The sequence below is a fragment of the Winogradskyella wandonensis genome (assembly GCF_004346845.1).
Classification (GTDB): Bacteria; Bacteroidota; Bacteroidia; order Flavobacteriales; family Flavobacteriaceae; genus Winogradskyella; species Winogradskyella wandonensis.
Window position 1 is genome coordinate 339230 of record NZ_SMGI01000002.1, and the last position, 13867, is coordinate 353096.

Genomic DNA, 13867 nt, shown 5'->3' on the forward strand with positions numbered 1-13867 from the left:
TCTCTAATTAATAGAAGTATATGTTATCTACAAAAATGTTAGATATGGTTGGACTAGCAGGACCGTCTTCTGAATTAAACAACAGTAAGCCAATTCGAGACCTATCTGAAAGACCTGAGAAACTTGATAACGGAATATCGAAGCTCACCCAGGCATCTTGTTGCAATTCACTTCCGTTTATTAAGTAAGACCCAACAGTTTCAGTAGAACCATAGTTTGTTAATTGTAATAATAGTCTATCTCCTGCCTGCAATGCTTCTTGCACATTAATATCTATGTGTAAAGTATTTAGATTCGTTGCATTTACTGGAGAAACTGCTTCAGCAGGGAAAATAACATCGTTAAATACAATTCCTACAAAATTTAAGTTAGTGTAACTAATTATGGATTGGTTTCCTATTGGCAATACACCACCTAGTGTTGTTTGGAATGGTTCGAAGAAAGAATTATATCTAGATACAGGAATATCTGTGTAGGCATCACTAAACAACGATACGACTGATTCTGGGCTTTGTGTTGGTGTTGGTGCAAAATTAAAACTTCCAACGGATGTTAATTCCATTGAACCTTGGGCTGCAACACCGTTAAGTTGTGCTGTGATAGTTGCTGTACCTTCACCAATGATTTGGATTTCTCCAGACTCATTTACTATTGCTACGTCTAAGTTTGACGATTCAAAATTGAAATATGCTGGTGCTGGACTAACCTCTACATTACTTCCATCGGCAATATTAAATATTTGAGATAATCCCGAAACATTTAGTGTTGTTCCTGTAAAAGCTTGCTGAACGATATCCTGTCCATCAAAAATTCTTGGTCTTGGTTGTGCTACTGTTCCTAAGTTTTCGAAACGCAACTCGTCTATCCAAAAGGTAAATCCAAAACCATTAGTACTATTTGTGCCTGCAGAAAAAATAAACATTCCTTTTTCTTGTACCAATTTTGAAGCATCTGGAATTGGCACTGTATATTTTCTCCAATCTGTAGACAACTGAATGTTTTCTCGGGTAACTGCAAACTTGTTTTGGTCGAAATCTGTTCCGAAACCGACGAGACCAACAGTAGCTGTAGTAGATCCTTTGGCCCAAAACGTTAAGGCATCAAAACCTGTTAAATCTCTACCATCACCACGGTCTAAAAATATACCGCCTATAAAACCACCTGCAGGGTCATTAGGTGCAGGCACGTCTACTCTTATCGACGTTGTTCCTTGAAAAGCCTCGTTATTGTCAGTCCCAAATCCATCTGGATTTGCACCACCCGCAGGGTCGAATGATACAAAAAACTCGTCTGTAAGACTTACCGGTGCATCTATAAAAATATCACCATTCTTTGGAAAGGTAGCAAACTGAACATCCTCTGACAATCCTCTTTCACATGACACAACCAAGCATAGCAGCGTAAAAACAAATACTATATTATGTATACTTCTATTTATTTTCATCTTAAAACTATTTTCCAATGTTAATATTTACGTATGTTCTAATCTCCCATTCTTGACCATTTGGAAAGCCAACTGGACTAATTGGTGGCGGTTGGTTAGGGTTAGTTGCATTAGGGTCTGGAGCAAGCGGTAAGAATCTTGGTGAAAATTCATTTAAAGAACGCCATGTGCCTCTAATCCCGATTCTTGTACTTGGCAATAAAAACCAGTCTGGTTTGCTTATACTTGTCGATATATCTAACATCAACTGCGTTGGGAAGGTGAGGTTAAAATCCCTATGGTAATCGTAAGGTCCCCAGTCGTTAATTTTTACATGCGCTTGCAACATCATCTTTTTGTAGATGGCTCTAATGTCACCTCCAAAACGCTTAATTAATCTATCACTATCGCCATTTGCTTGGCCATTTCCATAATAGAAATTACCAATTATACCTAATTCGTTATTTAGCTTAGATACCATTCTAGAATTAATTTCCCATAAATCTTCAGCTGGTGCTGATTGACCAAACCTTAACAAACTACGGTCTGCTTGGAAACCTATATGGCCATCCATGGTTGTTGGTAAACGGCGATAAGTAAAGCCAAGGTTAGCTGCAAATTTTGCATCTTCTGCTCGATCATTATTCCATTCGTACATCCATGTGCCAGGAGTTGGATCGTAGGTCACCAACATTTCGTAACCATAAGTTTCACGATTTCCGTTTCGTACAGCGAAAGGATCGTCAATAAAGTTTCTTAATCGCCCAGGACCTTGAACGTCGTTTGGCATTGCATCGATTAAAGGTTTTTGGAACATGAAATTTGGTGCGATTTGAAACTTTCCAATAGAATAGGTGAAACCAGACAATATATTCGTCATATTTCCACTACCTGAGTCTCTTAATCTCCAGCCAGTAAATGTTTGTGTTTGGTCTGCACCACCATTGGCTACTAAGCCCATGTAAGATGCTTGTCCGTACCAATTAAAACGACCGCCTTGATACGTGACTTTAAATTTACCTCCCCAATTATCGCTAGACTGAATTTTATCCGTGTACACCACATAATTTCCAGGTGTGCCTCTTACATCCTGAAAGGTAGTTCCGTTTAGTGGACTTCCAGCCCACATTCCACCGACCTTAATATTAAATTTTCCAAAATCTTTTTCAACAGCTAAAGTTGCTCTTTCAGCAGGAAATGGTGGTATAATACCACTTCGTACTTGATTAGCATCTAGAACACGTTCTCCTGTTTCAGGGTCGATTTGAATATCCGTTTCGAAATCTCTTTGGTAGATACCTGTAATGTCAAAACCTTTATAATTTTTTGAATACTTAAATAACATGGTAGGATTTGCTCCCCACCATAATTGTGGACCAATAGCTGCTTTTAAACCTTTAAAAGCACCTTTACCATCAATCTCTGCTCCTAATATTTCACCGCCATAAATATCTAAATTAGGACCGTAGTTTGCTTCTGGATAAAGCCCAAAGAAATCACCTTCGTAACCCCAGTGATAGTGACCAGTTCTATAAAATCCGCGAATATCAAAATCTTTGGCATTCCACTCGAACGCTGCTTGATAAAGTGTAATTCGCTCGCCGTTGTTAACAACATTGTTATCTTCATCTACTTCTACTGGTCGTGTAATGCTTTCGTAAAATATTTCGTTAATTGGATTTCCTGCTACATTTCCGACGATGTTAAAATCTACATTTGCCCTTAAATTGGCAGAAGGTTTTGCCTCTACGCCGATAAAGAATGACTGCATATGATCAAAACCTAATTGATTTGGCCTTTGAGTAGGATTATCTTCATCAGGTGTTTCAGGAGTAGTTATTAAACTTCCGCCAGTACTAAAGGTTGAAAAATTAGCCGATAGTCTGCTAATACTTAACTTTCCGCCATCCATAGCGTCTAAAGCTGCTTTGTCTCCTCTAGCCCTTAAAACAGCGTCCATAATGTTGATGTTGCTAAAGTAATTTTCTATAAAATCTACATCAACACCTTCTTCGTAAGGATTAATTCTATGCGCTTCTTTTAAAGCATAATATGCCGCTCTTGGGTATAAATCGTACAAACCTCTCTCGTTGGTTGGACCTTTTGCACAGATACCAAACCACTCTTCATTCATATTAAAATCGCCTTCTTTAGCTTGGTCTCTGGAGTAGCCTCCGTTAGGCCAAGTGGCAACTGTGTTGTGAACATCGAAATCTTTAGTCTGGTTCCACTTCCACCAACCATCACTAGATTGAAAGGTAAATCCACCTAAAGAATTTCCTGCCTTTCCCACACCTGCCGCGTTCTGATAAATTTCTTTCCAATTACCTAAATTATAATACGCTTGTGTGTATTGATCTTCTTTATTATCTCTAGCGTTAAACGCATCTGCACCAAACTCTGCGAATAAAATTGGCTTGTCCAATTCATCCTTTACTCTTTGAAAAGCATCTCCGAATGAAATCCCGCGATACATATTTGTTCCGTAAATATCTACATCTGTACAATACTGCTTAACAATATCTAGATATAATAAATCTCCATTACATATGGCTACTGGCACAGAAGAGTCTATTTTCTTGATTTCTATAGCCGCATCATTAAAGGCTTTGTAGAGGCCTTCAGCTGCTAGTCGAATTCCAGGGTCAACGCCATCTATAGGGATTGCTTCTGTCTCCGCGCCGGTCCAAGACAAATGATAATTGTTTTCGTTACCTACCATGTAAAGTAAAAGACCTGGCGTATTCTTATACTTTTTGGCCATGTCGGTTACTTCTTTCATTAAAACTTTACGAGTAGCTTCATCGGTGTAATCTGTTTGTGGCGTCCATGCTCCATTTATTGTAAGTCCATAAGCTCCAAACTGCGTATTAAGCATTGTATATATGCCATAGTTCTCATAAATGTAAGTAATCCATCGCGGCTCTAAACCGTAGGTGCGTATAGCATTTACACCCATATTCTTAAATATCTGCATTTCTGAATCTAGTGCAGATTTTATGATGTCATCAGAACTATTCCAAATACCTTTGTCTAGGATACCATTTCCGATTGGCACATAATCCCAATTGATACCATTAATAACAAATTCTTTTCCGTTAACTATAAGCTTTTGCCCGTCGTTGACTTTTTGCACGTATACACTTGCAGATTGTGATAGCGCAGAAAAGGAAATACTTAGTACTAATAAACTCAGAAATAATCTTTTCATGTTGGTAGTTGTATTGTAAAGTAACGTATATTAATCTTCGATGACACGAACTACATCGTTGTAGCAAAAAGAGCTTCCCATCGCAGATTTAGTAAAATTAAGTGTATATAATGCGAATTTGATAAAATTAACCACAATAAAAAATATACATCTTAAATAAAAGTATAATTTTTTGATAAATTCTCAGTTAATATACACAACCAACTGTCTAACAGCTACTTATATAACAAGCCAAACCTAATGACAGCGGCGCTTTAATTCCATTTGTATAGGTAATGTTGTGTTTTAAACAGCAAATGTTAATGTACTAAATATCCAAAATGTAATTTGTTAAGCTGGCTTCATGTGGTAAATCCATCTTTTTACGCAAACGATATCGTTTAACTTCTACACTTCTGTGAGAAATATTTAAAAGAGGTGCAATCTCTTTTGAAGATAAGTTAAGCCTTAAATAGGCACATAATTTTAAATCGTTAGGAGTCAATGAAGGATGCTTCGTTTTAATCTTCTTTAGAAAGTCTTTATCTGCATTATTAAATGCTTCTTCAAAAAATTTCCAATCCTCATTATTATTGATATTCTTGTCTATTATTTTAATAATTTTTTTGAGCTCATTTCCTTTATTAAGCGCATTCAGCTCTTTTTTAAGTGAATTAAGAAATTCATTTTTACGGATAAGATTCATCGTGGAAATACCCAACTCTCTGCTTTTATTTTCAATATCTTTTTGGAGTGACTGATTTTTAAACTCCATTATTTTTCGATCATTTTCTAGTGCTGTAATTTCAAACTCTTTTTCCTTGGCCAATAATAATTGTCGTTTTTGCCTTTTGTAATAGAGTCTATTTAAATATTGTATAAGTGCCGCAATAATTAAAAATAGAAACACATAGCCTACAATTGCCCATCCTGTTGCGTACCAAGGCTTTGCAATAGAGAAATTGTATGTCGCCATATTAGATGACATTTTACTGCCTACTTTAGCTCTAACTTCAAACGTATAATTACCATAAGGCAAGTTCTCGTAAAAAACAGAAGATTGTGAAGACCAATCGCTCCAAGAATCATAAATCCCAACTAGTCGATATTGATAGAGAGAGGGAACTAGTTTCTGAAAATCAGGAACACTATACTTAAAATAAAGATTGTTTTCTCGACTTTTTAACTCAACAGGTTCACTAACAGAAACAGCAATTTCATCTTGAAGAAGTTTTGAATACGAAACTTTATCTATTGCAATTTCATACTCATTTAAATTGTATTTATTGGCATCAATTATTAGATAACCATTCGTTGTACCCAATAAATATCTACCGTCATCTAAACTCAGTATATTTTCGAAACCTAACTTGCTACCTCTTAGGCTACTTGGTAGATATATAGTCCTTATTGTAGGTTCGTCTGCTAGCATACCTGGATTCAAAAACGCTATTTCATCTTTAAAAAACGCTATAAGTCCTCTATCAGCTTTTTGGTTGACCAATTTCCCAGAGACATAATTATCTTCTGAATGATACGATTTAAAAATATCTGTTTTTTTAAAAGACTTTGATTCATTTTCATATTGAAAAATACCGTCTCTATAACTGTATAGAATATTTTCCTTGTACTTTACTAAACCTGACCCAATGCTTTTATCGATATCAATTTTATTATAATCGACAACGTTGTAGAAATCCTGCGAAAGCTCTAAATTATAGACACCCTTGTATTCGTGACTAACTAAAATGTTCTTATTATCAATAAACTCAAAATATCGCGAAGAAATATTAAAACCTCTAATCGTATTTCTAAACTTCCAGCGATTATTTATGTCTTTTTCTAAGATGCTAAGTCCATTATAATTCCCAGCAATAAGAAGGTTAGAATTGTTCTCTATTTTGCTAATTTTCCAAACGCCATCATTATTAGAAATTGGTATTGCTTTACCATCGCTAATTTCAAAACTGCCTTTATCGTGCCCACAAAAAAGTTGATTCCTTATCTTTTTTAAAAACCAAACCTGACCTTTTGTGTTAGGAACAAGCTTAAACCTGTCTTGAGAATCTAACAACTTGTAAAATAGCCCTTGATTAGTTCCTAAATACAAATAATCATTGGTTTTTTCGGAAGCATAAATTGTACCTAAATAACCTTCGTTATCTTGATAAATGCGATAAGGCGAATTAAGATTAATAACGTTAATACCGTTATCTAAACCAAACCAAACATTACCCATTTTATCTTCGAATGTTGATAATACAGTATTATTAGATAATCCCGAATTTTTGTTAATCTGATACAATAAATTTCCACTGCTATCTAATATTAAGACGCCATTAGAAATTGTTCCTAAAACAAAATTACCATTACGCAGTCTTAAACTATTGTACACGCTAACCGAAGAAAGTAAGCTGTTGGTAGAAATATTCCATTTATCATAATCAGCACCTTCAAAACTGTAAAATCCATTTTCTCTAGTTTGAATTAACAAACTATTTCCACTAGAAAAAATATTGATTATATTATGATTTTGGATCGATTTTGAATCGATTATTAAGCTTGCCTTTCCGTCTTGAATCTTAGAGACACCTACATCTTTTTCAAAAAAATAAACAGCATCTTCTGTACGATAGGATTTAACAATTTGAGTTTTGGATTCAATAATTCCGAAAGACTTTTTACTAGGATCATATATATATATGCGATCAAGAGATTGAAATACTATGTAACTGTTGTAAGCTATGATATTCCAAAATTCCTCATCCTCAATTAATTCTTGTTTTAACTCTTTTGTTATTGAATTATAATTAAGTGTTCCATACTTATCTCTTTCCCAATAGCCAAAATCCATATAGCTTCCTGTATAAATCCTGGATTCAACGACAGCAACAGACCTAACAATACTTTGGTTTGGTATTGTATACAGATTCCATCTAGCTCCATTATATTCTAATAAACCTCTATTATTGGCTACATAAATATTTTGATTATCATCTTGACTTATCGACCAATTTTGATCATCTCCCTTATAGTCCTGGGGCGCAAATCGTTCTATCGGAGGAAGCTCTTGTGAAGCGGAATAAAATGAAATTAGAATAGCTAGAGCAAAAAGCCCTTTAGTTGCTTTACCAATGCGCTTTAATCTCATGAGATTTTTTTTGTTAAGGTAGTAAAAACATAACAAATACTATTATTATTGAGTTTATAGGGAAATATACAACACTAATGTATAGGCATCAGTTTAAAGATAGTTTAGTGTAAAAGGTCTTCTGGGTATAAATGAAAAAAGCCGAAACTTTCGTTTCGGCTTTTCGTATGTACTGAAGGCGGGACTTGAACCCGCACGGCCATAATGGCCATTGGATTTTAAGTCCAACGTGTCTACCAATTCCACCACTTCAGCATCTCGATTACATCAATGTAATCAAATTGGTATATTTTATTAAAGTATAGAGCGAAAGACGGGATTTGAACCCGCGACCCTCACCTTGGCAAGGTGATGCTCTACCCCTGAGCTACTTTCGCAGTTTTTAAAGAACTTTTCGCCTTAAAAGCGGATGCAAATTTAAACTATTTCTTAAAAAAGCAAAGTATAATTTAAAAATAAATTGAAATTATTTTAAGCTTGCTTCTTCTTAAGTAACATTCGTTTTATTTCGTTGAGCTTCATCAAAGCTTCTACTGGCGTCAACGTATCTATATCTGTATGTAATATTTCGTCTTTTATTTCTTCTAAAAGCGGATCGTCCAGATTAAAAAAGCTCAGTTGTAAATCGTCCTTAAGTGATTTAACTTTATCCGTAAGCTCTTCGCTCGAGTGAGATTTTTCTAGTTTTGATAAAATCTTATTTGCTCGACGAATCACTTGCTGCGGCATACCAGCCATTTTAGCCACGTGAATACCAAAACTATGTTCGCTACCGCCTTCAACCAACTTTCGCACAAAAAGTACATTGTCTTTTAACTCCTTTACAGCAACATTAAAGTTTTTGATGCGATTAAATGTCTCAGTCATTTCATTTAATTCATGATAATGCGTAGCAAATAATGTCTTTGGTTTTGCTGGATGCTCATGTAAATATTCACTAATTGCCCAAGCAATAGAAATACCATCGTAAGTACTTGTACCACGACCAATTTCATCGAGAAGCACCAAGCTTCGGTCCGAAATGTTATTTAAAATAGATGCCGTTTCATTCATTTCTACCATAAAAGTAGATTCACCCATAGAAATATTATCACTTGCACCAACACGTGTAAAAATCTTATCGATTAATCCGATTTTTGCTTCTTTGGCTGGCACAAAACTCCCGATTTGAGCTAACAACACAATCAACGCCGTTTGTCTTAAAATTGCCGATTTACCAGACATGTTTGGCCCAGTAATCATAATGATTTGTTGTGATTCTCTATCGAGATAAACGTCATTAGCAATATATGCTTCGCCCAATGGTAATTGCTTTTCTATAACCGGATGACGACCGTCTTTAATTTCTAAGGCGAAGCTATCATCGATTTGCGGATAGTTATAATTATTAGCTTTTGCCAGACTTGCAAACCCGCATAAACAATCGAGTTGACCAATGAGTTGTGCATTTTGTTGCACTTGTAGAATATATTGATGCATCCATTGTACCATGTCTGAAAATAATTGTTGTTCGATGGCAAGGATACGTTCTTCCGCACCCAAAATTTTAGCCTCGTATTCTTTGAGTTCTTCCGTAATATAACGTTCGGCATTTACCAAAGTTTGCTTACGAATCCACTCTTCTGGTACTTTGTCTTTATGCGAATTCCTTACTTCAATATAATAACCAAACACATTGTTTGAAGCTATTTTCAGTGAAGTGATTCCCGTGCGCTCGCTTTCGCGCTGAAGCATATTATTGAGATAGTCTTTCCCAGATTTTGATAAACCTCGCAGCTCATCTAATTCTGCAGAAAAGCTTTCAGCAATTGTGTTTCCTTTTAAAACGTTAACTGGTGCTTCTTCGTTAAGGGTTTGCTTAATTTTTTCGCGAAGCAAATCGCAATTATTCAAATTTCCACCGAGAATTCTTAAGGCTTCATTCTTGCAATTTTCAGCTAAAGATTTAATGGGAACGATAGCTTCAAGCGAATTTTTAAGCTGAATGACCTCTCGCGGATTAACCTTAGTCGTCGCTATTTTCGAAATCAAACGCTCAATATCACCAATGTGCTTTATCTGATTTTGAATCTTTTGAAGTTCAGCCTCATTATCTAACAAATACTGTACAACCTCGTGACGCTGCTTTATTTTATCGGCTTGTTTTAATGGCAATGCCAACCAACGTTTTAGCGTGCGTCCGCCCATAGCTGAAATGGTCTTATCAATAACATTAATAAGCGTTACCGCATTGTAATTGGTAGAATGGTACAGCTCCAAATTTCTGATGGTAAACTTGTCCATCCATACATAATCGTCCGTGGCGATTCTCGAAATCGTGGCAATATGCTCTAATTTATTATGTCGTGTTTCGCTTAAATAATGAAGAACGACACCAGAAGCAATAATACCTTCGTATAAATCTTCTATCCCGAAACCTTTGAGCGTTTTTGTGTTGAAATGTTTGGTTAAGATTTCATTAGCATAATCGGCTTGAAATACCCAATCTTCCAAATAAAAGGTATGAAAATCAGTCCCAAAAGTTTCAGAAAATTCTTTTCTACATTTTTTTGAAATCAGGACTTCACTCGGACTGAAATTCTGAAGTAACTTATCTATATATTCGGCATTACCTTGAGAGGTTAAAAACTCACCTGTAGATACATCTAAAAACGAAACACCGATATATTTTGTATCAAAATGTACCGCACACAAAAAATTGTTAGATTTTGAATGCAGAATATCATCATTAAGCGCAACGCCAGGCGTTACCAATTCTGTAACACCACGTTTTACAATCTTTTTGGTTTGTTTTGGGTCTTCGAGCTGGTCGCAAATTGCCACACGTTCGCCAGCTTTCACCAATTTTGGCAAATAGGTATTTAAGGAATGATGCGGAAAGCCGGCCAACTCCGTTTCGCTCTCGCTACCAGCGCCACGTTTGGTCAAAATAATGTCCAATATTTTGGATGCTTTTACGGCATCACTACCAAAGGTTTCGTAGAAATCACCTACACGAAACAGCAATAAAGCATCAGGATACTTTGCCTTTATGGCATTGTACTGCTTCATTAACGGTGTTTCTTTTTTTGCCTTTTTAGCCAATGGATTGTGTATTTTTGCTTTAATTGTAAGATTGCTAATGTAGCTAAATAGCTTAGTTTTATAAAGCTTGAAACCGATAAGTTATCTACAAAAATGCCAAGATTTCAACATGAGAAAACTAAAAAATAGCGAATTAGACCGATTGGATGTTTCAGAATTTAAGCAAGCTGAAAAGTCGCCCATAATTATCGTTTTAGACAACATCCGAAGTCTAAACAACATCGGTTCGGTGTTTAGAACGAGTGATGCGTTTTTGATTGAAAAAATATATCTCTGCGGCATCACAGCACAACCGCCACATAACGATATCCGTAAAACAGCTCTTGGAAGTACCGAAACCGTAGATTGGGAATATGCAGAAAACACCATGGATGTTATTGAAAAGCTAAAAGAAGAAAACGTAAAAATCTGTTCTATTGAGCAAGCCGAAAACGCCACAATGCTTAACGACTTTTCACCTCAACCAGAAACCAAATATGCTTTTGTTTTTGGAAACGAAGTTAAAGGTGTGTCGCAAAATGTGGTTGATGCGAGTGATGTCGTAATTGAAATTCCACAATTTGGTACAAAGCATTCTTTGAATATTTCGGTGAGTTGTGGTGTTGTGATTTGGGATGTGTTTTCTAAACTAAAAAAACAGCCCATCTAAATCTTCCCAAAGGGAAGACTTTGCTCCGCTATTCTCATTAATATACTGAATATTAAATTATAAACTTTGAATCGTCCGAAGAAACCTTGGCCAACAAAAGCCGTAATGCAGCAAATCTACGAGCAGAAACTTTGGGGAACTGATGGCTCGGATTTTTATTCGGGTGAAGGTTCTCATGAGGAACAAATTACCAAACCATATGTTGAAGCGGTCATAAATTTTTTAAAATCTCATGACAAAAAATTGACCGTTTGCGATTTGGGTTGTGGCGATTTTAATATTGGAAAACATTTTGTTGATTATACCAAACATTATTTTGCCATTGACATTGTTGACGAATTAATTCAGCGAAACAAACAACTTTTTAAAGCTGAAAACTTAGAATTTCATTGCCTCGATATTTCAAAAGATAGTTTACCAAAAGCTGACTGTGTCATTTTAAGACAAGTACTTCAGCATTTATCAAATTCTGAAATTCAGGATATTTTGAAGAAGCTTTCAGATTATAAATACATCATCTTAACAGAGCATATTCCTATTGGTGATTTTATTCCAAACAAAGATAAAATTGCGAGTCAAGGCATCAGACTAAAACAACATAGTGGTGTAGATATTTTGGCTGAGCCTTTTAATTTTGAAGTAAAAGAAACAGTAGTTTTAAATGAGATTATTTTGAGCGAAAAGGATGGTCGGATTGTGACGACGCTTTTTATTTCGTTATAAGCACTTCGACTGCGCTCAGTGTGACACCGAAATACAAAAAAATTATTTTATCGGAATCCAAATCTCTTCCTCATTCACTTCATTCATCGGACTGTAACTCGGTGGTAAACGCTCAAAATGTGGTCGATTATCTAGCTCAAATTCAGAATTTGGCAACCAAGTGGAATGTATGTATTGCCATTGTTTTATAAATTCAGGAATCGACCCTTTAAAATCAATTATCAAATATTTACCAGCATGAATTGTAAAAGTTTCGATGTCTTGAGGCACATCATCTAAATTAGATACTTCAACGCCAATCCATTTTTCAAATGTTTCGGTTGGATTGAATTTAGAAAAATCGAAGCATTTATAACTCTGAAGTGATAACGTGTAATTGTCTTTTCTATTAGAAATTTCTCCTAATCTTGGCATAAATTGTTTTGCCAACCGTGGGGTTACCTGACTGATGCTTTGAAAATTAGCTTCAGAACTTAGACCGACAACATAAATTTTATTCGTTTCTACTAGCCTGTACTTCATTATTTATTTGATTTAAAATCCATAGATAGTCTTCACGATTTTTTACAAAATCACGTTCAGAAATATCAATGATTTTTACATTTAAATCAGTTTGAGATTTTAAAAACTCTAGATAACCCGCATTGATTTTTTCAAGATAATCAGCTTTGATGTCGCTCTCGTATTTACGTCCGCGTTTTTTTATGTTTTTTTGAAGTCTTTCAGTATTCTGGTAGAGATAGACGTACAAATCTGGCCGAGCGATATCTTTATAGACTTGATAAAATAATTTTCGGTATAAGCGAAACTCATCTTCTGGCAACGTTACTTTAGAGAAAATAAGTGATTTGTTCACATCATAATCGCTCACTATAAAATCTTTAAATAAATCGAGTTGTGATAAATCGTCACTAATTTGCTGATACCTATCCGCCAAAAAAGACATTTCTAAAGTGAACGCATACCGTTCTGGCTCTTTGTAAAATTTGGGCAAAAATGGATTATCGGCGAAACGTTCTAGGATTAATTTCGCATTAAAATCGTTAGAAATTTTATTAGCCAAACTTGTTTTTCCGGCACCGATATTCCCTTCAATAGCTATGTAATTATAGTTGCCAAACGCATAGTTTTTCTTAGGGTTTTTAAGCCAAATATTTATGGGTTCTATAGAAGAATCGTCTCTACATTCTTCCAAAAGGGTTTCAATCGTTTTATTTAAAACCGGATGTTCAAAATCCTTCAAAACGTCTAATAAAGGCTGAAGCACAAATTTTCTATTCTGAATTTCGGGATGCGGAATAGTTAAGTTCTTCTCATTTATAATTTCAGAATCGTAAAACAGAATATCTAAATCTATTTCCCGAGATTCATAACCAGAAGTTGTTTTTTTAGCACGTCCTAAATCCTTCTCAATAGATTGAAGTGTTTTAAGAAGCTGTTTAGGTTTAAGCTCTGTTTCTACTTTAACACAGGCATTAAAAAACGGCTCGCCGTCAAACCCTAGCGCAGGTGTTTGGTAAACTTTAGATAGCTTTTTTATTGCGCCAATACGCTTAAAAATAGCATCTACAGCAGATTGCAAATACTGCAGTTTGTTACCTTTATTGCTGCCAAGCGCTATATAAACTAGTTTTGATGGTTTCATTG

8 protein-coding genes and 2 tRNA genes are annotated in these 13867 nt (G+C 35.3%); 2 read left to right on the plus strand and 8 right to left on the minus strand.

Features of this window, described 5'->3' with window-relative positions; genetic code table 11:
• Positions 1-7 precede the first annotated feature (7 nt).
• The 6 genes from DFQ05_RS06365 to mutS form a co-directional block, all read right to left on the minus strand.
• Positions 8-1444, minus strand: a complete 1437-nt coding sequence (locus tag DFQ05_RS06365) for a carbohydrate-binding protein (RefSeq protein WP_132704566.1) — start codon at positions 1442-1444, stop codon at positions 8-10.
• 7 nt (positions 1445-1451) lie between these two features.
• Positions 1452-4634, minus strand: coding sequence for a glycoside hydrolase family 2 TIM barrel-domain containing protein (locus DFQ05_RS06370; RefSeq protein ID WP_132704567.1), 3183 nt, complete (start codon positions 4632-4634; stop codon positions 1452-1454).
• A 307-nt stretch (positions 4635-4941) separates the two neighbouring features.
• Complete coding sequence (locus tag DFQ05_RS06375) at positions 4942-7764, minus strand: helix-turn-helix and ligand-binding sensor domain-containing protein (protein WP_132704568.1); 2823 nt, start codon at positions 7762-7764, stop codon at positions 4942-4944.
• 170 nt (positions 7765-7934) lie between these two features.
• Positions 7935-8019 (minus strand) — tRNA-Leu (locus DFQ05_RS06380).
• Positions 8020-8069: 50 nt separating this feature from the next.
• A tRNA-Gly gene (locus DFQ05_RS06385) sits at positions 8070-8141 on the minus strand.
• A gap of 94 nt (positions 8142-8235) precedes the next feature.
• A complete protein-coding gene (gene mutS / locus DFQ05_RS06390) occupies positions 8236-10848 on the minus strand; it encodes a DNA mismatch repair protein MutS (RefSeq protein WP_132704569.1) in 2613 nt (870 codons plus the stop codon).
• 109 nt (positions 10849-10957) lie between these two features.
• On the opposite strand from mutS, the gene DFQ05_RS06395 reads away from it, so the two are divergent.
• On the plus strand, positions 10958-11497 hold the full coding sequence (locus tag DFQ05_RS06395; RefSeq protein ID WP_132704570.1) for an RNA methyltransferase: 540 nt from the start codon (positions 10958-10960) through the stop codon (positions 11495-11497).
• Positions 11498-11602: 105 nt separating this feature from the next.
• Entirely contained in the window at positions 11603-12220 is a 618-nt protein-coding gene (locus tag DFQ05_RS06400) for a class I SAM-dependent methyltransferase (RefSeq protein ID WP_132705096.1), read from the plus strand.
• Positions 12221-12262: 42 nt separating this feature from the next.
• On the opposite strand, the gene DFQ05_RS06405 is transcribed toward DFQ05_RS06400, so the two are convergent.
• Positions 12263-12742 carry a GyrI-like domain-containing protein gene (locus tag DFQ05_RS06405; protein ID WP_132704571.1) on the minus strand — a complete coding sequence of 160 codons (480 nt, stop codon included), beginning with the start codon at positions 12740-12742 and terminating at the stop codon, positions 12263-12265.
• Positions 12714-13865 (minus strand): 2-amino-4-hydroxy-6-hydroxymethyldihydropteridine diphosphokinase, encoded by a 1152-nt coding sequence (gene folK, locus DFQ05_RS06410; RefSeq protein ID WP_132704572.1) that lies wholly within the window; start codon positions 13863-13865, stop codon positions 12714-12716. The genes DFQ05_RS06405 and folK overlap by 29 nt, the downstream gene beginning before the upstream one ends.
• Positions 13866-13867: the final 2 nt, after the last annotated feature.